Genomic DNA, 26,355 nt, shown 5'->3' with positions numbered 1-26,355 from the left:
CTAATTTAGCCAGCGGCAGCAGAAAGGTAAAAGCGGGATCGAATGATTGTGATAGATCTCAAAGAACTTCCCCGGTGGCGCTACGCTTACCGGGGCTACAAAACCCCCGGACGGATAAGCGCAGCGCCATCCGGCGTTATTTACGGCGTCGCTGCCCGCGCTAACCCCGGCGCCTGCCACATCGACGTGGTCAGCCCGCTGTCCACCAGCCCGAGCTGATCCGCGTACACCGCCTGCCACTTCTCCATCATGCCGTCGTACAGCTCCCGGTGCTGCGGGTTTGGCGTAAACTCGCGGCTCCACTTCACCAGCCGCTCGCCCGTCGAGGCCATATCCGCAAACAGCCCCGCGCCCGTTCCGGCGGCAATGGCGCAGCCGAGCGCCGTTGCCTCTTTGACTTCCGGCACGCGCACCGGCAGGCCGGTGACGTCGCTTAAAATCTGGCTCCACAGGGCGCCCTTTGCGCCGCCGCCCGCAAACACCAGGCTATCAAACGTCACGCCGGAGAAGCGCGAAATCTGCGTCAGGTTACAGGCCGAGACGATTGCCGCGTTCTCCTCCAGGGCGCGGAACAGCGTCGCTTTGTTGCACTTTTCCGGGTCGATAGAGAGGTTAATAAACGACGGCGCGGCGTGGTACCACTGCTTGAAATGCATCGCGTCGGAGAAGATTGGCATTACGCCGTGGGAGCCAGCGGGTACGCGGCCCGCCATCTCTTCCAGCAGGGAATAGGTGTCCATCCCCATCCGCTCGGCAATCAGCTTCTCTTCGGCGCAGAAGGCGTCGCGGAACCAGCGCATGGTCAGCCCGGTAAAGAAGCTGATCGACTCCGCCTGCGCCATGCCGGGGATAACGTGCGGGTTTACGCGGATGTTCATCTCAGGGTCGGTGCGCACCTGCGGCAGGTTAACCACCTGCTGCCAGAAGGTGCCGCCCAGCACCGCCGTTTGTCCGGCGCGGACAACGCCCAGCCCCAGGCAGCCCAGCTGCACGTCGCCGCCGCCCATCACTACCGGCGTGCCCTCGCGTAAACCGCTCTGCTGTGCGGCTTCTTTCGTGATGGCCCCCAGCACGGTGCCGGTCTCTTTCACCGGCGAGAGAATATCGGCGCGCAGCCCGGCCATGTCGAGCAGCGCCGGACGCCAGTCGCGTGAAAAGAGATCCAGCATGCCGGTGGTGCCCGCGTTAGACGGATCGACCGCCAGCTCGCCGGAGAGCTTTGCCGCCAGCCAGTCGCTGATCATGGTGATGGTCGCGGCCTTGCGGTAGATGTCCGGACGGTGATGCGCCAGCCAGAGCAGGCGTGGCATGGCGCTAAGGGCAAGCGTCTGGCCGGAAACGTCATACACTTCGGATTCAAAACGGTAGTCGTGGATCTCTTTGAGTTCAGCCACCTCGCGGCTGGCGCGGGCGTCAACGTTGGCGCAGGCCCAGATGGCCTCGCCGCTGCGGTCGTACAGCACGATCCCTTCGCGCATCGAGCAGCAGGCGACGGACTGAATATCCGCCGCGGTCAGATTCGCGCGCGCCAGCGCCTGATAAATGCACCGGCAGGCCAGCTGCCAGTTGGTGTCGAGGTCAAACTCCATTGAGCCCGGCACGTTCTCCACGCTCAGGTGCTTCCACTCGGCCTGGCCGACGGCAATCTGGTTGCCCTGTAAATCGAAAATCACGGCGCGAACGCTGCCTGTCCCTGCATCTAACGCTAAAAGGTAACTCATGAGCTTGCCTCGCTGTTAGCGCAGGGCGACTCTTATTCGGCCAGAGCCAGCACCGCGCGGGCTGTCGTCTCTTCCGTCACCAGGCCATTAATACGGCGACCTTTCAGTGCGGCATAAATCGCATCGGCTTTCTCTTCCCCTCCGGCCACGCCGACGATGGTGGGCAGCTGCGCCAGCTCATCAAGCGAGACGCCGAGTAATTCTTTGTGGATCTCCAGCTCCTCGACGCATTCCCCTTCGGCGTTAAGGAAATAGCCGAGGATATCGCCCACCGCCCCTTTACGGGCGTACATCAACTGTTCACCTTCGCTGATATAGCCGGAGCGCAGTATCGTCGCGTCACGGCGCTGGTTCACGGAACCAATGCCGACCACCGCCACGTCAGCGGCGGTCGCGGCGAGGATCACGTCCCGCACGCTGGTTTCGCGCTTTAAGATCCCGGCGACTTCCGCAGATGAGACGCGAAGCGGGGCGGGGATCATGCTGACGCTACAGGCCGCATCCAGCTGGCCGATACCGGTCATATACGGCCCCACGCCGCCGGAAAGCGTCACCAGGCGGATCTGCTGCGAGCTGATAAAGCCGCTTAAGTGTTGCAGGCTGCTCATGGTGGTTTCACCGAACCCCACCGCCAGCAGCTGGCCGGGCTCCAGCACGCCCATCAGCGACTGCGCCGCGCCAATGCCCAGCCGCACGTTCATCGGCGGGGTATTTAGGGCAGGCATCACGCGCACGAGCTTCAGCCCAAAGCGCTGCTGAAGCTCGGTTTCCAGCGACAGGCAGCCCTCGTAGCGGGAGTTGATCTGCACGCGGATCACCCCCGACTGGCGGCCTTTCTCCAGCAGGCGGGAGATCTTCAGGCGCGGCAGCCCGAGGCGTTCGCCGATATCGTTCTGGGTCAGCCCGTCGTGGTAGTAGCACCAGGCCACGCGCGCCACCAGCTCCTCTTCCGCCAGTGCCAGCCCGGCAAACCGTCCTTCTTCCGCAGTGCGTTTATCGCTCATAATTGAACTCTTATAAAAATTTAGATCATATGTTCGTAATGGCGCGGCGTGAAAATGTGAGCCACGCGACAAAACGGATCTTTTAGATCGTTTCTGGTTAATCTGAATCTCAATCGATAAAACTGTGATCCCTGCACGGTTGTAAATATAGTTCACCGTCTACGCTTTTGAACATTATTAAATCTAAAAATCATTTGTTCAATAGCGGAGCGATGATGACACCACTTCTCAACGCGCGAAATATCAGCAAGCAGTTCTCAGGCGTGCCGGTCTTAAAAGGCATTGATTTCACGCTGCTTGCGGGGCAGGTGCACGCGCTGATGGGCGGTAACGGCGCGGGAAAATCGACGCTAATGAAGATCATCGCTGGGGTGGAAACGCCGGATAGCGGTGAACTTTCGGTTGCGGGCGAGTATTTTGCACGGCTTACCCCGGCGCAGGCGCACCGGTTAGGGATTTATCTGGTGCCGCAGGAGCCTCTGCTTTTCCCCAATCTGACCGTGAGGGAAAACATCCTGTTCCGCCTGCCGCGCGAGCGCGATCGGGAAAAGCGGCTGGCGGAGAAACTCCAGCAGCTGCAATGTCAGCTTAACCTTGATGCAACGGCCAGCACCCTGGAAGTGGCGGACCAGCAGATGGTTGAGATCCTGCGCGGGCTGATGCGCAACGCCAGAATTCTGATCCTCGACGAGCCCACGGCCTCGCTGACGCCCGGCGAAACCGAACGGCTGTTTCGCCAGATCCGCGCCTTACAGGCGCTCGGCGTCGGGATTGTCTTTATCTCGCATAAGCTGCCGGAAATCCGCACGCTGTCGAGCCACGTTTCGGTGATGCGCGACGGCGCGGTGGTGCTCAGCGGCGAAACAGCCCAGTTTGACGACAGCGCCCTGATCGCCGCCATGACGCCGGTCAGCCGCGAGAAAGGCTTAAGCGATGCGCAAAAGCTGTGGCTGGCGCGGCCGGGCAATCGCCGCACCCAGCCGCAGGATTTTCCGGTGCTGCGCGTGGAAGATCTCACCGGAGAGGGCTTTATCGATCTCAGCCTTGAGATTTACGCCGGGGAGATCGTCGGCCTTGCCGGACTGGTCGGATCCGGACGCACCGAGTTTGCCGAAACGCTCTACGGCCTGCGTCCCGTACGCGGCGGGCGGGTGTGGCTGGAGAGCCGGGAGATCACCTCCGATCCGGTGGGTTTACGTCTGGAAAAAGGGCTGGTTTATCTGCCGGAAGACAGGCAGGTGTCCGGCCTGTTTCTCGACGCGCCTGTCCGCTGGAACACGGTGGCGCTGAACGAGCCGTCGCTCTGGCAGCAGCGAAAGCGGGAGTCTGCGGTGGTGGAGCGCTATCACCGGGCGCTGGGGATCAAGCTCAATCATGCGGATCAAACCGTGCGCACGCTCTCCGGCGGCAACCAGCAGAAGGTGCTGCTGGCGCGCTGTCTGGAGGCCAATCCTTTGTTGCTGATCGTCGATGAGCCGACGCGCGGCGTGGACGTGTCGGCGCGTGCCGATATCTACCAGCTCATCAAAAGCGTGGCGGCGCAGAATGTTGCGGTGCTGATGATCTCAAGCGATCTCGATGAATTTCCCGGCCTCGCGGACCGCGTGCTGGTGATGCATCAGGGCGTACTCAGCGGCGAGCTGCCGCGCCACGCCGTCAGTCTCGATCGGATGATGGCGCTGGCGTTTGGAGGACAATCATGAAGATCTTACTCAAAAACCGCGAGCTGAGCGCGTTTCTTGCCATTCTGGCGCTGTTCGCCGTGCTGGTGGCGCTGAATCCGTCCTACTTCAGCCTGCAAACGCTGGGGATGATCTTCGCCAGCGCGCAGATCCTGATCCTGCTGGCCATCGGTGCGGCGCTGGTGATGCTGACCCGCAATATCGACGTCTCCGTGGGCTCGACCGTCGGGCTGTCCGCGATTGCCGTCGGCGTGGCGCTCAACGGTGGCTACAGCCTGCCGGTATCGATACTTTTTGCGCTGTCGATTGGCGCGCTGGCGGGGGCGTTCAACGGTTTTCTGGTGGTGGGGCTGCGCATTCCGGCGATTGTCGCCACCCTCGGCACGCTGGGGCTGTACCGCGGCGCGATGCTGCTCTGGACGGGCGGAAAGTGGATTGAAGGGCTACCGCCGGGGCTGAAATCTCTCTCCGAGCCTGCCGCCATCGGCATTTCGCCGCTCGGCGTGGGAGTGTTGATTCTCGTTGTCGTTGGCGCGTGGGGGCTATCGCGCACCGCGTTCGGGCGTGATTTTTACGCGGTGGGGGATAACCTCGCCGCCGCGCGCCAGCTGGGCGTGGCGGTGAACCGCACGCGCATGATCGCCTTCACCCTTAACGGTATGCTGGCGGCCTGCGCCGGGATCGTCTTCGCCGCGCAGATCGGCTTTGTGCCCAACCAGACCGGCAGCGGGCTGGAGATGAAGGCCATTGCCGCCTGTGTGCTCGGCGGCATTTCGCTGCTGGGCGGCACCGGCACGCTGGTCGGTGCGTTCCTCGGCGCGTTCTTCCTTACCCAAATCGACACCGTGCTGGTGCTGTTCAGGCTACCGGCGTGGTGGAACGACTTTATCGCCGGGCTGATGCTGCTGGGCGTGCTGGTGCTCGACGGGCGGCTGCGCCAGGCGCTGTCACGCCATCAGCGGGCGCTGAAGTACGGCCGGTTCCAGCCTGGCAACAGAGGGGGAAAGCACGTCACCCCCTTTCCCAAACGCAACAAAGAGGTGGCGTAAATGAGGCTCAACTGGGAAAGCGCGCTGCTGATATTGCTGGTGCTGGAGATCCTGCTCTTCGGCGCCATTAACCCGCGCATGCTCGACGTTAACATGCTGCTGTTCAGCACCAGCGATTTCATCTGCATCGGCATCGTGGCGCTGCCGCTGACGCTGGTGATTATCAGCGGCGGGATCGACATTTCGCTGGGCTCTACCATCGGCCTGTGCGCCATCGCGCTGGGGGTGATGATGCAGGCGGGGTGGCCCATGACGATCGCCGTTCCGCTGACGCTGCTGCTTGGCCTGCTGTGTGGGCTGGTGAATGCGGCGCTGATCCACTACACCGGCATTAGCCCTTTAGTCATTACCCTCGGCACGCTCTACCTCTACGGCGGCGGCGCGCTGCTGCTCTCCGGCATGGCGGGGGCGACGGGCTACGAGGGCATCGGCGGCTTCCCGGACAGCTTTACCGCGTTCGCTAACCTCACGGTGCTGGGGCTGCCAATCCCGCTGGTGCTGTTCGCGGTGATTACAGCCTTTTTCTGGCTGATTACCCATCGCGGGCGCTTTGGCCGCCATCTGTTTTTAATCGGCCAGAATCCGCGCGCGGCGCGCTATGCGGCGCTGTCGGTGAACGGCATGCCCTACGCGCTGTACGGTCTGGTCGGCGTGGCGTCGGCGGTGGCCGCGCTGGTGATGGTCTCCTATTTCGGCTCTGCGCGTTCGGATCTGGGGCGCGATTTGCTGATGCCCGCGCTCACCGCCGCCGTACTCGGCGGGGCAAATATTTACGGGGGTTCAGGGTCGGTGCTGGGTACGGCGCTGGCGGCGCTGCTGGTGGGGTATCTCCAGCAGGGATTACAGATGGTCGGCATCCCCAACCAGGTGTCGAGCGCGCTGTCTGGGGCACTGCTGGTTGTGGTGGTGATGGGACGTTCGCTAAGTCTGCACCGCGAATGGGTGCGATCTCTCTTCAGAAAACTATCCGGAGCGTAAGATGAAAACAAAACTGCTCGTCCTGGCAATGGCCCTCAGCTTCGCTTCGGCGCAGGCGGCGGACCGCATTGCCTTTATCCCCAAGCTGGTGGGCGTGGGTTTCTTCACCAGCGGCGGCAACGGCGCGAAAGAGGCGGGGAAAGATCTTGGCGTGGACGTGACCTACGACGGCCCGACGGAGCCGAGCGTTTCCGGCCAGGTGCAGCTCATCAATAACTTCGTCAACCAGGGCTATAACGCCATTATCGTCTCCGCCGTGTCGCCGGACGGCCTCTGCCCGGCGCTGAAGCGTGCGATGCAGCGCGGCGTGAAGGTACTGACCTGGGATTCCGACACCAAACCGGAGTGCCGCAGCATTTATATCAACCAGGGGACGCCGGAACAGCTCGGCGGCCTGCTGGTGGAGATGGCGGGCAAACAGGTCACCAAGCCGAATGCCAAAGTGGCGTTCTTCTACTCCAGCCCAACCGTCACCGACCAGAACCAGTGGGTGAAAGAGGCGAAGGCCAAAATCGAGAAAGATCACCCCCAGTGGCAGATCGTCACCACCCAGTTTGGCTATAACGACGCCACCAAATCTCTGCAAACCGCAGAGGGGATCTTAAAAGCGTATCCGGATCTGGATGCGATCATCGCGCCGGACGCCAACGCCCTGCCGGCGGCGGCGCAGGCGGCGGAAAACCTGAAGCGGGAAGGGGTGGCGATTGTCGGCTTCAGCACGCCGAACGTCATGCGTCCGTACGTTGAGCGCGGGACGGTGAAAGCCTTCGGCCTGTGGGATGTCGTACAACAGGGCAAAATTGCGGTCAATGTCGCCGATCGTCTGCTGAAAAAAGGCGATCTTAATCCTGGCGACAGCGTGGACGTAAAAGGTATCGGCGCGCTGAAGGTGGAGCCGAACAGCGTGCAGGGCTACCAGTATGAGGCGAAGGGCAACGGCATCGTGCTGCTGCCGGAGCGGGTGGTGTTCACCAAAGAGAACATCAGCAAATACGATTTCTGACGGGGGAGCAAATGGCTGATTTAGACGACATCAAAGACGGCAAGGATTTTGGCATCGGCACGCCGCAGCAGAATGTGCCGTTCACGCTGAAGGGCTGCGGCTCGCTGGACTGGGGCATGCAGTCCCGCCTGGCGCGCATCTTTAACCCGCAGAGCAACCGCACGGTGATGCTGGCCTTTGACCACGGCTACTTTCAGGGGCCGACCACCGGCCTTGAGCGTATCGATCTCTCCATTGCGCCGCTGTTCGGTGAAACCGACGTGCTGATGTGTACCCGCGGCATTCTCAGGAGCCAGGTGCCCGCCGCGACAAACAAACCGGTGGTGCTGCGCGCCTCCGGCGGTAACTCCATTCTGGGGGAACTCTCGAACGAGTGCGTGGCGGTGGCGATGGAGGATGCCCTGCGCCTGAACGTCTGCGCGGTGGCGGCGCAGGTGTATATCGGAAGCGAGTTTGAGCATCAGTCTATCAACAACATCATCAAGCTTGTCGATGCAGGGGCACGCTACGGCATGCCAACGCTGGCGGTAACGGGCGTCGGCAAGGAGATGGCCCGCGACGCGCGCTACTTCTCGCTCGCCAGCCGCATCGCCGCCGAAATGGGGGCGCAGTTCGTCAAAACCTACTACGTGGACGAGGGCTTTGAAAAAGTGACCGCCAGCTGCCCGGTGCCTATTGTGATCGCCGGGGGCAAAAAGCTGCCGGAGCTCGAGGCGCTGGAGATGTGCTGGCGGGCGATTGATCAGGGGGCGTCCGGCGTGGACATGGGACGCAATATCTTCCAGTCCAGCGCGCCGCTCGCCATGCTGAAAGCGGTGAAAAAAGTGGTTCACGAGAACGTGAGCGCCCGGGAGGCGTTCCAGTTCTGGCAGGAAGAGAAACAGGGAGAAGCAAAATGAACGTGACGCTGGTTGAGATTAACATCAAGCCCGAGCGGGTGGACGAGTTTCTGGAGGTGTTTCGCGCCAACCACGAGGGGTCCATCAGGGAGCCGGGAAACCTGCGCTTTGACGTGTTGCAGGACCCGAGGGTGAAAACCCGGTTCTTTATCTACGAGGCCTACAAAGACGAAGCGGCGGTGCTGGCGCATAAGCAAACCCCGCACTATCTGGCGTGCGTGGACAAGCTTGAGGAGCTGATGTCGGAGCCGCGTAAGAAACGCAGTTTTGTGGGGCTGTTGCCGGAGTAATTCGATGCCCGATGACGCACTCATGCGCGTCATCGGGCATCCTGGCTTATCCTTTGGCTTTCTGGATCGCCATGATTAATGCATCGGAAGAGACGTTTCCTGACATCACGCTAATGCGCTGAATGACCGGATCTTTTTCCTGAGGTAAAACCACAAACGCCGGCGCGTTGGCAAAACCGATCTGCTTCACGAGCTTCACATTGTCCTGTAACACTTTGTTTGCCGACCCGGCCGAAGGCAATTTTTTAAAGATAAAACGGATATCCGGGTTGGCATGGATAAGCGTTTCTGTGACGTTGCAGTTCACGCATTGCTCATCCACAAAAGACACCACGGCGACTTTTGCGTTGGCGGGCCCGACAACAGGATCGCCGCCAGCAAGCAGCTGCTCGCGATGGAGGATGACATTTTGCACCATGGCCTGTTGCTGCGCTATCTCCTGACGCTGGCGAAGGCTTTCCCCTGCCGCAACTAAAAATTCAGGATGTTCAGCGAGATAGGTAGAGACAATTTCACCCATTTTTTCAGGATGGGCGGCGAAATACGCTTCGGCGGCTTTTCCTGTTTGTTCAATCTGCTGTGGCGTCGCTTGCTCTGCCAGCGCTGCGGCTGAGAAAGTCAGGGTCGCAGCCAGCAGAAGCGAAAGGCGACGAAGGGAGGTTGAAACTTCCATTGATGTTATTCCGTAAAAGAGAGAGACGGGACTAGGACGCCAGAGCCTGTGTACGAACAGGCATAATGCGTCCATAGTCATTAATCGCTTGCCAGCGCACCTGGCATACCCCTGGGTCTGGACAACCCTCGAGCTCTCGCTCGCTAAAAGGGGCGACAAGGCCGCCATCAGCGATGCGCTTACCGCCGAGGCTAAGCTGATAAAGCGTGATGTAGTAAGGCGTCGGATTATTCACAACGACGTTATTTTTGTTTCGTGACCAGCGTAAGGCCTGATAAGCATCATCAGGATTGCCGGTGAGCCCGGTGGGCCGATAAAAAAGTTTAAAGCGTGAACGTACCGCCGTTTGCACACCCGTGGTGTGCGGATTAGCGGAAGGGATCGCCGCAACGTTTAACGTGAACAGCGTTTCCCGGTTCTCGGGTAACTTTCCTCCCGTAAATATCAGCCGAATCGTGTTTTCGCGTTGCGGACGCAATGAGAACAGCTGCGGCGTGGCCACAAATGCGGATTGAACCCCGTGTGGGGCATCCGCCCCAGTCCACAGGCCACCCGGCTCGACTTTGGTGTAGATCAGATACGATTCGTCAGAAGGGTTACGCACGGAAAAGCTGATCGATTTTTCACGTTCCGGATAGACAAACCGCGTTCCGCCGATCACCACGCCAGCTTGCGCCTGAAGCATGATGGTGGAGAGAAAAAAGAGAAGCAGGATCTTCGCCGGATAAACACACTTACGCATAATTGAGAATAAAGGTTGTCGTCGCATTTGCCGTTCCCGTGGTGACCTTGTTTGCGGTGGCAACATAGCGGGCGTAAAACTGGAGAGTCGCGTCGCTTTGATTAGGAATAATCATTGTCTTCTGGCTTTTACTTCCCATAGAGATGAGCGACTTGTCCTGGTTGTAAATTCCTACGCCGATACCGGTTGCGTAGCCTTCACCGCCGATGAGCGTCAGTAAATCCGGGTTTGCTGTATCGGGTGTGCCGTCAAAGGTAATACTTACTGAGCCTTCTGTTCCGGCACAGTTTTCCACATTAATAGCAAACGGATGATAATCAGCGCCCATACCTGACTGGGTGAAATATTTACTCTGCACGCTGTCCATTGTGACGGTCAGGTTCTGAGAATCAGGCGCGATACTGCACGTCTTTTTATGGATCACGCCAGTGATATAAATTGTACCGTCGTGCGCCAGTGTACGCGCTGAAAAAAATGGCACCAGAAAAAGCGCGGTGAATATTATTGTGAAAAACTTTTTCATTTCCGCATCCTACTGATAGAGCAGATCAAAATACATGATGGCCGTAGCATTCCCTGTCGTAACCTCGGGCAGGGTCGATTTGTACCGTAAATTAAACGTCAGGCTATTATCTCCCTGCTTTAAGGGATAAATTTCGGATTCCGTATTATTTATTTTAATCGGATTCATTCCGGCATTGAGAAGCTCTACGCCAACGCCCGTCGCCATTTCGCCAGCCGTTCCTTTACCCGTGTCGCTGAGCGCCAGCAGGTCCGAGTTATTGGTATCCGGCATACCGCTGAACCAGATTTTTGTCCCCTGAATGGCGCGTGAACAATTTTTAAGATCGATCGTGAACGCTTTTTCCGGTGTCGTTGTTCCGGTTGCGGGAAATTCAGATATATCGAATGCGCCTAAATCAACCGTTTGTTCTTTACTGTTCACATCAACTTCACACGATTCGCCGATAATTGTGCCGTATATCTGGAGGTTAACTGTAAAACCCTCATCGGCGTACGTTGTTGCTATGCCAGAGAACAGTGTCGCCAGGGCGACAAAATACAAGACTCTCATTTTTCACCCTTACGCAAAATCGATACGTAAACAGGCCAACGCAGTAAACAGACCTTCTGCCGGGGCCTTCCCTGTCGTGCTGATGGGGTAGGTTTTTAACGTGACATCAGCATGGCCCGAACTATCAGTAATAAAATCAGCGGTGCTGGAGGCGTCGTTAGGTATCATGACGGTGCCATTTTCGTTGGTTACCACCACGCCGACATCTTTATTATCCGTAGCGATCGCCTGGCCGACGTTGCTGTCTGCGTTGGCGACCAGTCGAAGCGTAAGATGCGCAGGCGAAATCACGTCCGCATTACACTCGATGGGAACATTAAAGGTTTTTACCGGCGCATTAGAAGGTTTCTCACCCGCTTTCGTGAATGAAGAACTGTTGAGTTTTCCCAGGTCAACCGTAATGATTTGCCCCGCATTAATGATGCAGTTTTGCGGCACCGTGACCGCGCCGCTGTATGTTATTTGATAAACAATATCATTCAACGGGTCGGTATTTTCGGTGGTGATATAAACATTAAACATCACTTTACTGGGGATAATGACCGTGCCGATAAAAGGTTTGATAATTTTTAACCGGAATACCAGGTTGGAGTCATATACCGGGAAAGGTATGTTCATATCCTCTTTATCCACCCTGTAATCTTTACCCATATGGATATAGTCTCCAGGCGGAAAATATTCACCAATTTCGGAATCGGTTATCCGCATCGCCCCTGCAATATAGATCGGGTCAAGATTCATATACTGCCACTGGTCTTCCGTGAAAATCACCGGGTAGGTATTCCTGTATGAGCGATAGGTACGAGAATCGCCGTCCGGATGATAGTCACATATGGCGTTGACGCCCACATCCTGTGATTTAACCAGTTCAACTGCCTGCCCCAGCTGGTTTTGTTCTTTTGTCAGCGAGGCCGTCAGATCGTAATTAACATTAGTAATGCTGTGTGTAAAGTTATGGCAGACCGCTGCCAGACTTTGCGTAGAAGCCGTAAGGCTGAGTAATAAAAAAATAATGCGTACTTTCACTTATCGGCACTCCGCTTTTAAATGCACGAGGGACTGCTTTGTTTCACTTAGCTTGTAAACGGCAACACATTTTTTATCATCTGTGTCGCCCCATTGCGCTGTCAGACTCCCTGTCTCGCCCAGCCCAGACAGATACGCTTCGCCGTTATCGCCTACGATGGTGTCCCCACCTTCATCGCTGCGCGTAACAACCGCGCCAAAGGGCACAGGGCGCCCGTTATGCATGAGTGCAATCATCGCGCGCGTTCCTGAGCGCGCCTTAAAGGTGGCGCGAACCAGGGCGCCCTGGGTTGGAACAACGTGGGTAACGGCCTCGTCAATGTCCAGATCGTCGCTGAGCGAGTTGGTATTCAGCGCCATGCGGTTACGATGGTATGCGCTGGCATACGGCACAACTGCATAACCTCGCCAGTCGGTGTGGATCCCGGGACCGTCTTCGACCTTGACGTTGCTTGCGCCCGGCGCGGCGATCAGGACATTGGTATCCCCTAATGGCTGGCTTAAGGTGATGCCGTTGCGATGCGCGACGATACCGCCGCTGAGGCCGTAGTTGATCTGTTGATAATCGCCATTGTTACTGTAGTTGTACCCCAGGCTCGCATTACCGTAGGCGCTATCATATTCCGTGCTGATGCTTCCACTGGCACCGGTATGTTGGTTCTGGTATCCCTGCTGAACGCTGTAGCTGAGGTTATTGTCTTCAAGCAGCGTTCCGTTGATGCCGGCAGTATTATTGACCCTGCCGTCGTTATCGGTGCTCATGCCGTATGTGGCGTAAATGCTGTTTAAACGTTTGGTCACATCTCCACCTGGATGAAGCCACAGATTGAGCGGGAAGGAGAGCGTTAAAGAATAAATACGATCGCTTTCACTCATGCCAGGGGATTTATTGTAGTTGTAGGTCAGGTTATAGGTTACGCCCGCAACCGTTCCGCTATAACCCAGCTGAATAAGCGTATTTTTTTCGTCGGTATGCCAGTACGTTTGCTGGCTGCCGTTGAGGAAAATCGACCCGGCAGTGCCCAGCTGTTGGGAAATATTGGCCTGCAGCTTGCCGCGTTTGGTGTAGTACAGATTGTAATAATCGGTCCACACGGGCTGATTGTCGTCGGTGTGGTCGTTGGGATCGTCCTGGCCGACATAACCTTTCATTTGCTTATAGGTGGTTTCATCCAGGGTATAAAAACCGGATGTGGAATAGCGATAGCCTAACAGCTGGAAATTGGTGCCCATGCCGTTCAACGATTTTGCATATAAGAAACGTATTGACTGCCCGTTATGTGAGCTACCGTCGCTCAGTTCGCTTTGTGCGGAGGTGAGATCGGCCGATACGGCGCCAAAATTCCCCAGGTTCACCCCGGTACCCAACGCAAAGGCAGAGTATTTTTCCGTCAGCTGCGTACCACCGTAGACGGTAAATCCTTTTGGTAACCCCCAGATAAGCGTTCCCTGGACAAAGTTTGTGTCCTCCTGCTGGTCGCTGTTACTGCGATAGCGGGCCGCGGTGGCGGCATATTTTACGGTGCCTTCACGCTGTAAAACCGGAACCGCGGAATAGGGCACAGAGTAGCTGCTGATCGTTCCGTCAGATTCTTTGACCTCTACATTCAGGTCACCGCTGGAGGAGGTGGGGTACAGATCGTTAATGGCAAACGCCCCGGGCGGCACATAGCTTTGATAAATGGTGTAACCGTTTTGTTTGATGGTGACCTGGGCGTTAGATTTAGCGATCCCATGAATGGTTGGCGCAAAACCTTTCATACTATCAGGCAGCATGTTGTCATCAGAATTGATCTGCACCCCGCGGAATGGCAGGCTGTCGAAGACATCCGAAGTGGTATAGTTCTCGCCGATTGTTAGCTTGCTTTTTAGCGGGATAACGGCACGTTCAACATAGGTTTTAATGTGTTCCCAGTTGGTGTAGGTCTCTGAGCCGCTGCTGTTGTAGCTCCATGTAGAGAAATCCCGGAGCCGCCACGGCCCCAGGTTTAATCCACTGTTAAGTCCCAGGAAATAGTTGTCTGTCGTCGAACCGTAATCACCGCTATTGTGACTATGCGAACCCGAAAAGTCATAATTCAGCATCAGGGCGTTAATGCCTTCGTCCCATTGCTCAGGGGGAATGTACCCGCGCGCGTTATTACGCAGCGCCGCTTGCGGAATACTGATATTCAGGCGCTGGTGTTCAAAATCAAAAAATGTAGTGGCAGCGGGAATGGCTGCCGGCAAATTGACACAGTTGCCCGCTTTTTCGTCCTTAAGACCGGGTAAGACATCGACATTTACCCCCATCGCATCAAGTGACTTACGCGAGAGGCAGGGCGTCAGCCCTGTATCGTCATCCGTAGGTGTTGAATTTTTGCGCACGTTAAACGTGACGTCGCGCGTGGCTAAAAAATTGTCATTCAGCCATACATCCACGCGATAGACCCCTGGCGCCTGACCAGCATTACTAAAACGTGATAAATCAGCAACCGCCGCAGGATCGCTTGAAAGAAAGGCAGGGTTGAAATAATAGCCCGCATCCGCATTAACGGATGCGAATGCGCCGAGCATGGCCAGCGTGAGAGGGGCCAAACGATGATTGACTATCCTTGTCTGATACTTGCGAAACTTCATTTTTCTCTGCCTGCTTCAACGCGCTATGTTCGGTATTTTTCCGGGGAAATTATGCTCCAGGGCATGTCTGAACAGGGGTGGTAGCACCGAAATCGTTAACGGTCTGGAACGTCACCTGGCTCCCGCTACCGGCAGGTAGATCAACGACCAGGCTGTTCATTGGCGGAACCATGTTATTGGTTAACTTTGCGTTTCCCGCTTTGAATTGCACCAGCGACACGTAATAAGGCGACGCGTTTTTGATGGTCAACTTGCCGTTACTGACCGTGCAGCGCAGCGCCTTTGGCGCGTCAATTGACGGGGTAGGCAATTTTTTGGGGCGAATAAAAAGCTTAATGACGCTCTGCGTCGCAATCTGCAATGTATTTCCCTGCAACTTACTTTTATCCACGGCCGGGATAGCTTTGCTGTTGAAATAAAAAACGCTTTCTCTGTCTTTCGGCAAATCTGGGCCAGCGTACATAATCCTGATGGTGTTTTCTTTTTTAGGATGCATAACAAAAAGTGGAGGCGTAACAATAAAGTCCGTGGACTTCGATTGATCGGCGTTCGCAACCCACGATTGCACCAGGAAAGCATTGCTTTGAGACGAGTTCGTAATAGGTAACGAAATCTGTTTATCACCCTGAGGGTAAATAATACGCGTTGCGCCCAGGCCTATCCCCCCAGCATGAGCCGTAGTCAGCACCGTAGCTGCGAATAAAAAAGAATGCGTAATCAGCTTCGTTATCAAAGATACAGTATTAATTCGTTTCATTTATATATCACTTCATTGAATACATAATCAAATACATAGAATAAAACATGCCGTTTAAGCCTATGTATTTAATCTATATAAAACGGTCGGTTATATTAAAAATCCCTCCTTCGTACAGGCGTACGAAGGAGGGATGACAGCATCCTAATTCGATTAGGAATAAACCATCTGGAAGGTAGCGGTGGATGCTACGTTACCTGGTGTTGCTGCGCCTGTAGCGATGTAGTCAACGCTCAGTGGGATAATGTTTTCACCGTTGATCAGGCCGATTGCAGAAGAGGTGGTACCCAGATCCAGGTTTTTACCGTCCGGTCCAAACAGCTGCAGAGCCACGTTCTGTGCGGAACCTGCACCCGCGGTATTCGCCATAGCGCCCGGCTGAGTAGCATCCTGCTGCGCGTTGAAAATAACCGCTGCGTTCTGGCTGACAGTGGTGTCGCAATCTTCCAGTTTAATGTTGAAATCTTCTTTCTGATTCGCCAGCATTCCGCTTTGAGTCAGCTTCACGGTACGAACCTGGCTCAGGATAACGGTCTGGTCAACAGAATCGGCAGCAACTGAACAGGCAGCGTTAACAACCTGACCGACGAAATTAACGGTACCGCCGCTTACTGTGGTGGTGTCTGCCTGTGCGTTCATCATCACGCCGCTTGCCATAGATGCAGCAACAACCATTGCTAAAACATGCTTTTTCATACAAATCCTTTTAAATAAACAGTTTTCTGTCAAGTTGAAACAAAATTAAAGGTGACTTAATACAAGACTATTCAGATTAAAAATCATGAATATACAGAATCATACAGTACGCTGTGTTTTGCACATTCTCGTGATGTTCCGAAAGCGTATTTTATGAGGCGAGACATATTATATCAATCTATTGCTGGTTGATTTTTGCTTAGAAATTCTTAAATGGGTTTTAATTAAAAATTTATTAGTTTTTAGAATGGGAGGGTATGTTTGATGCGCTATTTAGCCTGATTCAGTAAGGTGTAATCGCCGAGAGTGATATTTCTGCATTGTTATTGAACGCTATCCTTTTATTAAAATTAAATATTAATTTAAAACGGGAATTGTTCTTTAGGTCAATGTAAGAGTGATTTTCAATATGCCATGTTTAATTACAAATTGAAATAAAATTAGAGTGGATATAACGCCCTCCTCCATAAGAGGAGGGATTAAATCATACTTCTTCTACTCTTACCCGCAGCGCTGCCAGCGCCTTGCGCGCCGCCTTCAGCACCTGCTCACACTGCTCAATGGTCAGCGTCAGCGGTGGCTCAATGCGGATGGTTTTCGAGTTATTGAGCGTGCCAGCTACCAGCACCCGCTGGCGGAACATCTCGCTGGCGAAGCTGTAGCCGATTTCATTGTCGACAAACTCGATTGCCATCAGCATCCCTTTGCCGCGCGCCTCCTGCACCAGATCCGGGTACTCACGTCCCAGCTGGCGGAAGCCATCCAGCAGCATGTCGCCTTTCTGCTCCGCCTGCGCTGGCAGGTTTTGCTCCAGCAGCACGTTGATGGTGGCCAGCGCCGCCGCACAGGCCAGCGGGTTACCGCCAAAGGTGGTGGTGTGCAGGAACGGATTGTCGAACAGCACCGAGAACACCTCCTCGGTGGCAACCGTTGCACCAATCGGCATCACGCCGCCGCCGAGCGCCTTCGCAAGACACAGTATGTCCGGCTGAACGTTCTCGTGCTCGCAGGCAAACATCCTGCCGGTGCGCCCCATCCCGGTCTGCACTTCGTCGAGGATCAGCAGCGCGCCAAACTCATCGCACAGCTGACGCACGGCGGGCAGGTAGCCCTGTGGAGGCAAAATCACGCCGCCTTCACCCTGAATCGGCTCGAGGATCACCGCCGCCACGTCATCGCCGGTTTTACGGCATTCGCTCAGCACGGTGCGCATGGCGTTAATGTCGCCGAACGGCACGTGGCGGAAGCCCGGCAGCAGCGGCATAAACGGTTTGCGGAAGGTGGATTTGGCGGTCGCAGACAGTGCCCCCAGGGATTTCCCGTGGAACGCGCCGCTGGTGGCGATAAAGGTGAATTTCCCGCGTGGCGACTGGTACGCCTTGGCGAGCTTGATCGCCGCCTCGACCGACTCGGTGCCGCTGTTGCTGAAGAAGCTGTATTTCAGCTTGCCGGGCGTTAAGGCCGCCAGCGTTTTCGCGAGCATGGCGCGAAGCGGGTCGAGCAGTTCCTGACTATGGAGAGGTTGTTTCGCAAGTTGATTCTGTACGGCGGAAACCACTACTGGATTACGGTGCCCCACGTTAAAGATACCGAAACCACCCAGGCAATCTATAAACTCCTGTCCCTGGGTGTCGACAAGCGTGTTGAGACTTCCCGCTTGCCACTCTACGGCTCCGTAATCCCCGCCGGCGGTAACAGATTTGCGATACTCCAGAAAACCAGGATTCACATGCTCTTTAAAATAATCGATGACCTCTCGGTTAAGTTGTTTCATCTCCTCATGATCGAGCGTTCGCTTCTCAATGAGATTCAGTGCGTGCGCGGTACAGGCAAGAGCCGAGGCGCTGGAAGGTAACCTGTTCAAAATATGCTCCCGGGGATCGCGTATCACATGATACTGAGTTAAGTATTGCAGGGATTACGCCACTTCAGATGACTTAACGAAAATCGGGATAAACGCCAGGTTAAAATTATGTTGCGCAATATTTAATCATGCCGGAGCAATCGAAACGGGATTTAGGGGTACAGGGCAACCCGCATTCTCAGGTGCACAAAAAGGCAATTGCACTAAAGGAGTGCATGGCTTGCGGCTTAAGTGGGCGTTAACAGGTCATGCTTTATAGGTAATTTCTTTGCGAAAGTATTTGGAATCAATGAATTATAAAATCTCACAAAAAGTGCGGTTTAAGTGAAATCTGCGATCTCCATCAAGTTTAACAACTAAAGATAAATTGTTTACCGCCGAAAAAACAATAAACCACAAAATTAACATTCGAATAACCTGCAAGGAATGCCCGTCATGTCTTCTCCTTCCTGTGTCACCCAGAATAATTATCCTCTGGACGATGACACCACCTTAATGTCGACCACCGACGTCCACAGCTATATGACCCATGCAAACGACACCTTTGTGCAGGTGAGCGGCTATCAGCTTGATGAGCTGATGGGCCAGCCGCACAATCTGGTGCGCCATCCCGACATGCCAAAAGCGGCGTTTGCCGATATGTGGTACACCCTGCAGCAGGGTGAGCCGTGGAGCGGCATTGTCAAAAACCGGCGTAAAAATGGCGATCATTACTGGGTGCGCGCGAATGCGGTACCGATGGTGCGGAATGGGCAGGTGACGGGGTATATGTCGATCCGCACCAAAGCCACGGAGAAAGAGATCGCTGCCGTAGAGCCGCTCTACCGGGCGCTGAATAACGGGAGCTGTAAAAAACGCATCCATAAAGGACTGGTGGTGCGCAAGGGCTGGTTGGGTAAACTTCCTTCCATGCCGCTACGCTGGCGCGTACGCAGCGTGATGGCGGCGCTCTTTGCCGCGCTTGCTGCTACCCTGGTGACCACCTCCGCAGGCTGGGTGCCGCTCGCAGCGGCCGCCGTGATAACGCTGCTGGGAACGCTGCTGTTTGAGCAGCAAATTGTCCGCCCGATCGAAAACGTCGCGCATCAGGCGCTGAAGGTGGCGACCGGCGAGCGCAACAGCGTGCAGCATCTGAACCGCAGCGACGAGCTGGGGCTGACCCTGCGCGCGGTAGGACAACTGGGGCTGATGTGCCGCTGGCTCATCAATGACGTCTCAAGCCAGGTGATGAGCGTCCGTGACGGCAGCGACAGGCTGGCGCAGGGGAACGAAGCGCTGAACGATCGTACGCGTCAGACCGTGGCGAACGTGCAGCAGACCGTCGCAACGATGAACCAGATGGCCGCTTCCGTTCAGAGCAACTCAGAAACCGCCGCCGAAGTGGACAAACTCTCCGTCGCCGCGAGCAGCGCGGCGACGAAAGGCGGCAACGCGATGCAGACCGTGGTTAAAACGATGGATGACATCGCCGATAGCACGCAGCGCATCGGCTCGATTACCTCCCTGATTAACGACATCGCTTTCCAGACCAATATCCTGGCGCTAAATGCGGCCGTTGAAGCGGCAAGAGCCGGCGAGCAGGGGAAAGGCTTTGCCGTGGTCGCGGGGGAAGTGCGCCACCTTGCCAGCCGCAGCGCGAATGCGGCTAACGATATCCGCAAGCTGATTGATGCCAGCGCCAGCAGGGTACAGTCCGGCTCGGAGCAGGTGCACGCCGCAGGCCGCACGATGGATGACATTGTCGAGCAGGTGAAAAACGTCACGCAGCTCATCGCGCAGATCAGCCACTCGACGTCCGAACAGGCGACCGGGCTGTCAGAGCTAACCCGCGCGGTGGCGGAACTGGACAGCATTACGCAAAAAAATGCCGACCTGGTCGAGGAGAGCGCGCATATCTCTGCCATGGTGAAACACCGCGCCGGGCGTCTTAAGGATGCGGTGACGGTGCTCCATTGAGCCAGTAATGTTCCGGAAAAGTCGTTTGTACCGTAAGGAATAAACGGCTTTTTTATTTGTGGTTGTGACTATTAATGTTTTTTATTGTTAATGAGATATTAAATAACTAAAGAAAATGTCTCAGTTATTTATCCCTGCCTAAGTCAGTTTTTCCCGATGCTATTTTGCAAAACCCTGTTCTGGTGGTCTGGTAACGATCGATGGGGCGGAATCAATAGTCTCTACCTATCCATTGTGATGGTTATGAAATAAAAAAACGATCAAAGTCATAAAGTTAGCGGATTCGTTACCGATAACAGCGATCGTCTGAGAAATAATCACATCGATGGAGTAAATATGTTCTTACATGACGTAAAGATCGGCACGAAATTATTTCTGGCGTTTGGATTCTTTATTGTCCTGATGGTGATCAGCGCCAGTATGTCCTTACTGAGCCTGAACCGGGCTAACAACGGGATGCAATCCATCATTACCCATGATTATCCCACCACGGTAAAAGCGAACCAGTTAATCGACAACTTCCAGGAATTTATTAGCACTCAGCAGCTCATGCTGCTGGATGAACAGGGAACGTACACGGCACAGTCGCAGCAGCATCTTAAAGAGATCAGCGAGCATATCACGGTGATTTTGGGCGAGCTGAATACGGTGTTGCAGGACCCGAAATCGCAGCAGGTCCTTGCCGAGATCCGCGACGTTCGTCAGCAGTATCTGGACTCGCGCTATCGCATTTTGCAGGCGGTGCAGAATAATGACCGTGCGGGTGCTATCCAGGAGATGATGACCCATACCCTCACCGTGCAGCAGGCCTATAAAGCTAAAGTGCAGGAGCTGATTGCGATTCAGAACCATGAGATGCAGAGTGCGGGGGCGCAGGTGGAAGGAGACTTCAGGTCCAGCCGACTGCTGCTGATCCTGATCACCCTCTTTAGCGTCGCCGCTGGCAGCCTGATTGGCTGGTTTATCGTGCGCGCTATTACCCGCCCACTCGGCGAGGCGGTGAATTTTGCCAATGCCATTTCAGAGGGCGACCTGACGGGCAGCATCACGCCGCACGGCAAAGACGAAACGGGCCTATTGCTGCACGCGCTGATGGAGATGAAAAACCGCCTGCTGGATATTGTGCAGCAGGTGCAAACGGGCTCGGAGAATATCTCCAGCGCAGCCGCGCAGATTGTCGCTGGTAACCAGGATCTTGCCGCGCGCACCGAGGAGCAGGCAAGTTCCGTTGAACAGACCGCCGCCTCGATGGAGCAGATCACCGCGACGGTGAAAAACACCGCCTCGCACACCGGGGAAGCGACTAATCTCTCGGCAGATGCCGCCACGGTGGTCAAAAACAACGGGGAGATGATGAAGCAGGTGACCAGCAAAATGCGCCTGATTAACGAGACGTCGAACCGGATGTCCGACATTATCGACCTGATCGACGCCATTGCATTCCAGACCAACATTCTGGCGCTGAACGCAGCGGTGGAAGCCGCCCGTGCCGGTGAACATGGTCGCGGCTTCGCGGTCGTGGCGGGGGAAGTGCGCCAGCTTGCCCAGAAGAGCGCGTCGTCTGCCAGTGAAATTCGCGAGCTGATCGAGAGCTCCACCAGCCAGACCCAGGACGGGATGAATCTGGTGGAAAAAGCGAGCGCGTTGATCAACGGCATGGTCGGCAACGTGGAGGAGATGGACACGATCCTGCGCGAGATCCGCCAGGCCAGCCACGAGCAGACGGAGGGGATCTCGCAGATCAACAGCGCGATTGGCCTGATTGATGCCACCACCCAGCAGAACTCTGCGCTGGTGGAGGAGTCCGTCGCGGCGGCGGCATCCCTTAACGAGCAGGCGATGCACCTGAAAGAGCTGGTTCGCGTATTCCGAGTGAGCGAGCACGCGCCGGCTTAATCCAGCTGGGAGATCTCCAGCGCCGCGCGGTCGATTATGCCGATAATCTGCTTGAGCTGCGCGTCGCTGAACTCTCCCTGATTTACCTTCAGGTCTAACACCGCTTTAAAGTTATCCAGCGCCCGCTTCATCTGCGGGTTTTTGCGCAGCTCAAAGCCGACGCTGCGCGCCTTAATACGCACCTGGATCTGTTCCAGCTGTTCCCGGTTTTCGTCCAGCCAGCGTTGTCCTTCAGCGGTAATCGCAATCTTCTTACGACCGCTCTCTTCTTCCGTAATGGTGATAAAGGTTTGATCTTGCAGATAATCCAGCGTCGGGTAGATCACACCGGGGCTCGGCGTGTAGTTCCCCTGGGTCAGGTTCTCGATCTCTTTGATCAGCTCATAGCCGTGGCTGGCGCTGCGGGTCAGGATATCCAGAATCACCAGTCGCAGGTCGCCGTGGCCGAAAAAGCGCGGTCGGCGTCCACCGCCGTCGTGTTCATGTCGCATGTTATGTCTCTTAATTTGATATATCTAAACTATATCTAAGATATATTCAGATGCAATCTAAAAAATCTTGCTTTTTTACTGATTAGTAATCATTATCATTTGAAAATCAATTCCGATATATCGTATTCACCAGAGAAGAGGCTAAAAATGGCATCTACCCGTTACCCACAGCGCGTGCGTAATGACCTGCGCTTTCGCGAGCTGACGGTGCGCCGCGTTGAGCGCATTAGCGCAGGCTTTCAGCGCATTGTTTTAGGCGGCGAGGCGCTGGAGGGCTTTAGCTCCCGCGGCTTCGACGACCACACCAAAGTCTTTTTCCCTGCACCTGGCACCACGTTTGTCCCGCCGAAGGTCACCGATGAAGGCATCGACTGGGGCGACGGCGTACGTCCACAGGCGCGCGACTATACGCCGCTGTACGATGAGGCAAATCATGAGCTGGCGCTCGATTTCTTCATTCATGACGGCGGGATTGCCAGCGGCTGGGCAGTCGAGGCGAAGGTGGGCGACAGGTTGACGATCGGCGGCCCGCGCGGTTCGCTGGTAGTGCCGGAGGATTACGCCTGGCAGCTGTACGTGTGCGACGAGTCCGGCATGCCGGCGCTGCGTCGACGTTTAGAGAGCATTGCTAAACTGCCGGTTTGTCCGGAGATTCACGCGGTGGTGACCGTAGGTGACGAATCTTATAAGGACTATCTGGCGCACCTGAGTGATTTCAACATCACCTGGGTGGTGGGCCACAGCGAGCATGCGGTGGCTGACCGTCTGGCGGCGCTGGCCGTGCCGGCGGAGGATTACTTTATCTGGCTGACCGGAGAAGGGAAGGTGGTAAAAAGCCTGAGCCGCCAGTTTGAAACCAACGCAATTGACCAGCATCTGGTGCGTGCCAGCGCATACTGGCACGCTAAATAATCAGGCTGCCGAATCCATTTGCGCTTCGTTAACCTGGTGTTCGAGCGAGGCGCATACCTCTTTTAGCGCTTTCTCCTGCTGAGCAAAGTACGCTTCCATATTGCTCAGCGACGAGACCAGCAGCCAGGACTCCTCTTTTTCCAGCTCCGCCAGCTCGTTCACTAAGGTGTCGATTTGCTCGCGGACCTGCGCCATTTTTTTGCGGATACGCTCCAGATCGTTCAGCCTGTCGCTCGCCATCAATGGCTCGAACCCCTGCTGCAGGCGGGCCACCAGCGAGCGAATGGTTTTGACGTCGCCGCGCTGTTTGGCCTGGTTGAGCTGCACCATCATCGCGTTGGCTTCCTCTTTCAGATCGTCTGCGACTAAATCCGGATGGCAGAGCTTGCTCGCCTGCCGCCAGAGGCGCTTGAGTTCGTTCTGATCTTCTTCCGAGAGATGTTTGCCCTTGCGCAGCCGCACTTCGGCATCGTGATGCTGTTCGCGATACTTCTCGTACTCTTCGTTGGCCTCGTCGCGCGCCTGACGCGCGGGCTCTTCTTCGCGCGTTAAGCCGCTTTCCAGTTCGAGCGCTTCGGCCAGCAGGTTGGCAATCAGATTGCTTTGCTGCTCCAGATGCTTACGCGCCTGAGCGGCCTGGACGGAGTCAGCCGGGAGATCTCGCCAGCGCTGGGTAAGCGTCGCCAGCACCTCCACCGCCTGCGCCATATAGCGCTGACAGCGGCGGTAATCCTCCTCGCGACGACGTGCCTCCGCCTGCTGACGACGCAGGTTCAGCTCCGCCAGCGTTTTACGCAGGGCGAGGATCTGCTGCATCAGCGGTCCGAGGCGGGAGAAATAGAGATCGTTGAACTCATCAAGCTGCTGCACGCGCGCGTTGCGGCGGTCAATCAGATCGCGCAGACGCTCTTCCAGCGCCTTCAGCTCCAGCTTGCTGGCGGCTACCTGTGGGTCACGCCACTGGGTCACGGCGCGTTGGCCCTGCAGCCAGGCGGTTATAGCCGCCATGGCCGAGGTATAGTTCTTTTCCTCAAGCGCCACGACGATTGCCTGTAGCTCATCGTCAAACGCTTCATTTTTCAGGCGTGTCAGCTGGCTCTGGATGATGTCGTCATCTTCCAGTTCAATGGCATTTTTAATGATTTCTAGCCGTTTGATCGGTGTGCTCATGATGCCTTTCGCTTTGGCGCTTAAGTATTTGAGTTAAGGGTAGTTGTTGTAAAAGCTACAGGAAATAATACACACGGATGATGATCGGCGCGATGGGGGATTTCTTTAGATTTGCACTTTGTGAGGTATGAGATATGAGCAGGAAAGCGAATACGCAAAATGGCTTCGTTTTCACTGTTTCCTGCTCTGTCCCTTAAATAACCTCGCTGTAGATCCCCACCACGCGACCCACCGTTTTTATCTCGTTGATACCGCACTCAAATGGAACTTTACCGCCCGCTACGTGAAGTTTTTTGCCCGGTAACAGCGTTAAGTCGCGGATGCTGGCGGTGCCTTCAATCTCGACCAGCCAAAGGCCGTCGGTTAAAGACGCCTCTTTTTCGATAAAGTGAAGCTTTCCCTCCGCCCGAACAGCGATGCCGCGAGCCAGCGGTTTGCTAAAGAAACTGGCATCGATGCTCAAAATGGTATTTTCTTCCAGCTTACCATCACTGAGTGTGAATGCCGAAACTGAAACCGGATCGCCCGATGCGGGGTTACCTTCAAACTGCGCACCTTGCCCGGTCATCAGCCAGCGCAGGCTGGCACCGGTGTCCAGCGCGCACTGAACCGCGAAGTCGTAAGAGATGGTACCGCGCGCGTAGCGGTTCTGAAGCGAGCTGGCGGCGATATTAAAGTGCCGGGCCAGCTGGATTTTCTGCGTGAAACCATACACCTGACAGATTCTATCGAGTAACTCTTCATTATTCACTTGAGAATCCAGTATCAAAATATATTCCTTTGGGTGTTTACTAATACTCAATTGGGTATTAATATCATTGCAAATTCGAGCAATCAGCGGCAGAAGTTGGCAAACAGAGGCTAATGATTGCAGACATTATCAAAATGGGAATTTTGCAGCATGGTTTGTGAAATCGCAATCATCAAACGGCGGAAAATGCCGTGCTATGAGCGTTTTCAGCACATTAGCGTGCGTGAATTTATGCGAGGGGAGATATGGCGATAGAAGCTGCCCATGCAAGGGTTCCACTTAGCGTGGGAGCGCGTCTTAACGGGCTTAACCACGTCGCTGAACTGCGCGCCCGATACGGGAGCGATAGCGGAAAAGAGCTGGCACGGTTTATGGCCGAGCTGCGCGATAAGCGCGATCCCTGTTTTGAGGAGAACAGCAGGGCGCTGGCCGCCATCTTTTACCTGGCGAGATTACCTGTCGCCCGTCATGAGTGCGATATCAGCGAGCTGACGACCGAAGAGAAACGGGCGCTAATTAACGCCATGAATCATTTTCGTGCCGTTGTGAGTTTATTTCCTGAACGGCTGACCATGCCGATATAACCCAACCAAAAACCTAATGGCGTAAACCCGCCGGGCAGCCTATTGCCTGAAATTAAGGAGAACGCGTGATGCGAAACAGTGAAAACCGCCCCTATCCGATCGGAAGTGAAGAACTGAAACGCCTGCTGATGGAGGCTAAAACAGAGGAACGATGCGCGCGAGCCCTCGCGGTCTCCCTGCGCCTGGAGGCGCTGGCGAGCCATATCTACAAAACCGGCATGAGCGGAGAGGACGTTGCCGAACTGCTGTGCCACGAGGCAGCCCGCTACGAGCGTGAATCACAGGAGCTGCACTGATGGCCGATTTTATCGATCTTGCGCAGGCGCGCGAGCAGGAAGACAGAGAGCGCCACATTAACAGTGCCCGCAGGCGACCCGCATTGCCTTCGCGTTTTCTGTGCGAGGACTGCGATGCGCCGATACCTGAGGCGCGTCGAAAGGCGGTACCTGGAGTGGCCTTGTGCATCACATGCCAGGAGATCGCGGAGATGAAAAATAAACACGTCCGGGGAGGATGA

The 26,355-nt window shown here is 55.6% G+C and carries 26 protein-coding genes; 12 read left to right on the top strand and 14 right to left on the bottom strand.

Features of this window, described 5'->3' with window-relative positions; translation table 11 throughout:
- Positions 1–140: 140 nt before the first annotated feature.
- Together lsrK and lsrR are read right to left on the bottom strand one after the other, a co-directional pair.
- Positions 141–1,721 carry an autoinducer-2 kinase gene (gene lsrK / locus IM271_RS10725; protein WP_193052577.1) on the bottom strand — a complete coding sequence of 527 codons (1,581 nt, stop codon included), beginning with the start codon at positions 1,719–1,721 and terminating at the stop codon, positions 141–143.
- Between the two features lie 32 nt (positions 1,722–1,753).
- Positions 1,754–2,725 carry a transcriptional regulator LsrR gene (gene lsrR / locus IM271_RS10720; protein WP_028014496.1) on the bottom strand — a complete coding sequence of 324 codons (972 nt, stop codon included), beginning with the start codon at positions 2,723–2,725 and terminating at the stop codon, positions 1,754–1,756.
- Between the two features lie 215 nt (positions 2,726–2,940).
- Between lsrR and lsrA the strand changes: the two genes are divergently transcribed.
- The 6 genes from lsrA to lsrG are packed head-to-tail and all read left to right on the top strand — an operon-like array spanning position 2,941 to position 8,626.
- A complete protein-coding gene (gene lsrA, locus IM271_RS10715) occupies positions 2,941–4,428 on the top strand; it encodes an autoinducer 2 ABC transporter ATP-binding protein LsrA (RefSeq protein ID WP_193052583.1) in 1,488 nt (495 codons plus the stop codon).
- Positions 4,425–5,456, top strand: coding sequence for an autoinducer 2 ABC transporter permease LsrC (gene lsrC / locus IM271_RS10710; RefSeq protein ID WP_193052576.1), 1,032 nt, complete (start codon positions 4,425–4,427; stop codon positions 5,454–5,456). The genes lsrA and lsrC overlap by 4 nt, the downstream gene beginning before the upstream one ends.
- Entirely contained in the window at positions 5,457–6,434 is a 978-nt protein-coding gene (gene lsrD / locus IM271_RS10705; RefSeq protein WP_126327101.1) for an autoinducer 2 ABC transporter permease LsrD, read from the top strand.
- A gap of 1 nt (position 6,435) precedes the next feature.
- The gene (gene lsrB / locus IM271_RS10700) at positions 6,436–7,437 is read left to right on the top strand and encodes an autoinducer 2 ABC transporter substrate-binding protein LsrB (RefSeq protein ID WP_047367089.1); all 1,002 of its coding nucleotides are present in this window, start codon (positions 6,436–6,438) and stop codon (positions 7,435–7,437) included.
- A gap of 11 nt (positions 7,438–7,448) precedes the next feature.
- Positions 7,449–8,336 (top strand): 3-hydroxy-5-phosphonooxypentane-2,4-dione thiolase, encoded by an 888-nt coding sequence (lsrF, locus tag IM271_RS10695; RefSeq protein ID WP_028014491.1) that lies wholly within the window; start codon positions 7,449–7,451, stop codon positions 8,334–8,336.
- Positions 8,333–8,626 carry a (4S)-4-hydroxy-5-phosphonooxypentane-2,3-dione isomerase gene (gene lsrG, locus IM271_RS10690; protein ID WP_045260122.1) on the top strand — a complete coding sequence of 98 codons (294 nt, stop codon included), beginning with the start codon at positions 8,333–8,335 and terminating at the stop codon, positions 8,624–8,626. Before lsrF ends, lsrG begins: the two co-directional genes overlap by 4 nt.
- Before the next feature lie 46 nt (positions 8,627–8,672).
- On the opposite strand, the gene IM271_RS10685 is transcribed toward lsrG, so the two are convergent.
- The 9 genes from IM271_RS10685 to ygjG all read right to left on the bottom strand — a co-directional run bounded on the left by IM271_RS10685 (position 8,673) and on the right by ygjG (position 18,078).
- Positions 8,673–9,299: a hypothetical protein gene (locus tag IM271_RS10685; RefSeq protein WP_028014489.1), complete on the bottom strand. Its 627-nt coding sequence runs from the start codon at positions 9,297–9,299 to the stop codon at positions 8,673–8,675.
- A 31-nt stretch (positions 9,300–9,330) separates the two neighbouring features.
- Positions 9,331–10,068: a molecular chaperone gene (locus tag IM271_RS10680; protein WP_028014488.1), complete on the bottom strand. Its 738-nt coding sequence runs from the start codon at positions 10,066–10,068 to the stop codon at positions 9,331–9,333.
- Positions 10,034–10,564 (bottom strand): fimbrial protein, encoded by a 531-nt coding sequence (locus IM271_RS10675; protein WP_028014487.1) that lies wholly within the window; start codon positions 10,562–10,564, stop codon positions 10,034–10,036. The genes IM271_RS10680 and IM271_RS10675 overlap by 35 nt, the downstream gene beginning before the upstream one ends.
- A gap of 9 nt (positions 10,565–10,573) precedes the next feature.
- Positions 10,574–11,116 carry a fimbrial protein gene (locus IM271_RS10670; RefSeq protein WP_048960488.1) on the bottom strand — a complete coding sequence of 181 codons (543 nt, stop codon included), beginning with the start codon at positions 11,114–11,116 and terminating at the stop codon, positions 10,574–10,576.
- A 9-nt stretch (positions 11,117–11,125) separates the two neighbouring features.
- Positions 11,126–12,142: a fimbrial protein gene (locus IM271_RS10665; RefSeq protein WP_193052575.1), complete on the bottom strand. Its 1,017-nt coding sequence runs from the start codon at positions 12,140–12,142 to the stop codon at positions 11,126–11,128.
- Positions 12,143–14,761, bottom strand: a complete 2,619-nt coding sequence (locus IM271_RS10660; RefSeq protein ID WP_193052574.1) for a fimbrial biogenesis usher protein — start codon at positions 14,759–14,761, stop codon at positions 12,143–12,145. It abuts the gene before it with no gap.
- A 49-nt stretch (positions 14,762–14,810) separates the two neighbouring features.
- The gene (locus IM271_RS10655) at positions 14,811–15,518 is read right to left on the bottom strand and encodes a fimbria/pilus periplasmic chaperone (protein WP_028014483.1); all 708 of its coding nucleotides are present in this window, start codon (positions 15,516–15,518) and stop codon (positions 14,811–14,813) included.
- Between the two features lie 153 nt (positions 15,519–15,671).
- Positions 15,672–16,214 (bottom strand): fimbrial protein BcfA, encoded by a 543-nt coding sequence (locus IM271_RS10650; protein WP_028014482.1) that lies wholly within the window; start codon positions 16,212–16,214, stop codon positions 15,672–15,674.
- Positions 16,215–16,698: 484 nt separating this feature from the next.
- On the bottom strand, positions 16,699–18,078 hold the full coding sequence (gene ygjG / locus IM271_RS10645) for a putrescine aminotransferase (protein ID WP_185860329.1): 1,380 nt from the start codon (positions 18,076–18,078) through the stop codon (positions 16,699–16,701).
- A gap of 435 nt (positions 18,079–18,513) precedes the next feature.
- On the opposite strand from ygjG, the gene IM271_RS10640 reads away from it, so the two are divergent.
- Together IM271_RS10640 and IM271_RS10635 are read left to right on the top strand one after the other, a co-directional pair.
- The gene (locus tag IM271_RS10640; RefSeq protein WP_193052573.1) at positions 18,514–20,034 is read left to right on the top strand and encodes a PAS domain-containing methyl-accepting chemotaxis protein; all 1,521 of its coding nucleotides are present in this window, start codon (positions 18,514–18,516) and stop codon (positions 20,032–20,034) included.
- A 336-nt stretch (positions 20,035–20,370) separates the two neighbouring features.
- Positions 20,371–21,930 carry a methyl-accepting chemotaxis protein gene (locus IM271_RS10635; protein WP_028014479.1) on the top strand — a complete coding sequence of 520 codons (1,560 nt, stop codon included), beginning with the start codon at positions 20,371–20,373 and terminating at the stop codon, positions 21,928–21,930.
- Here IM271_RS10635 and IM271_RS10630 read toward each other — a convergent pair.
- Positions 21,927–22,421 (bottom strand): PadR family transcriptional regulator, encoded by a 495-nt coding sequence (locus IM271_RS10630; RefSeq protein ID WP_059358387.1) that lies wholly within the window; start codon positions 22,419–22,421, stop codon positions 21,927–21,929. The two genes, IM271_RS10635 and IM271_RS10630, sit on opposite strands and share 4 nt — an antisense overlap.
- Positions 22,422–22,568: 147 nt before the next feature.
- Between IM271_RS10630 and IM271_RS10625 the strand changes: the two genes are divergently transcribed.
- Entirely contained in the window at positions 22,569–23,333 is a 765-nt protein-coding gene (locus tag IM271_RS10625) for a siderophore-interacting protein (protein WP_193052572.1), read from the top strand.
- On the opposite strand, the gene IM271_RS10620 is transcribed toward IM271_RS10625, so the two are convergent.
- On the bottom strand, positions 23,334–24,503 hold the full coding sequence (locus IM271_RS10620) for a DNA repair protein (RefSeq protein WP_041908017.1): 1,170 nt from the start codon (positions 24,501–24,503) through the stop codon (positions 23,334–23,336).
- A gap of 193 nt (positions 24,504–24,696) precedes the next feature.
- Complete coding sequence (locus IM271_RS10615) at positions 24,697–25,272, bottom strand: phage repressor protein CI (RefSeq protein WP_041908019.1); 576 nt, start codon at positions 25,270–25,272, stop codon at positions 24,697–24,699.
- A 227-nt stretch (positions 25,273–25,499) separates the two neighbouring features.
- Here IM271_RS10615 and IM271_RS10610 point away from each other — a divergent pair, with 227 nt between their 5' ends.
- The 3 genes from IM271_RS10610 (at position 25,500) to IM271_RS10600 (ending at position 26,355) form a co-directional block, all read left to right on the top strand.
- Entirely contained in the window at positions 25,500–25,838 is a 339-nt protein-coding gene (locus tag IM271_RS10610) for a DUF5347 domain-containing protein (protein ID WP_048958928.1), read from the top strand.
- Positions 25,839–25,906: 68 nt separating this feature from the next.
- Positions 25,907–26,134 (top strand): DUF2732 family protein, encoded by a 228-nt coding sequence (locus tag IM271_RS10605; RefSeq protein ID WP_041908021.1) that lies wholly within the window; start codon positions 25,907–25,909, stop codon positions 26,132–26,134.
- A complete protein-coding gene (locus tag IM271_RS10600; RefSeq protein ID WP_193050875.1) occupies positions 26,134–26,355 on the top strand; it encodes a TraR/DksA family transcriptional regulator in 222 nt (73 codons plus the stop codon). The genes IM271_RS10605 and IM271_RS10600 overlap by 1 nt, the downstream gene beginning before the upstream one ends.

Source organism: Enterobacter cloacae complex sp. I3 (assembly GCF_014896175.1).
Lineage (GTDB): Bacteria > Pseudomonadota > Gammaproteobacteria > Enterobacterales > Enterobacteriaceae > Enterobacter > Enterobacter bugandensis.
This window is presented reverse-complemented; position numbering and strand designations above follow the sequence as displayed.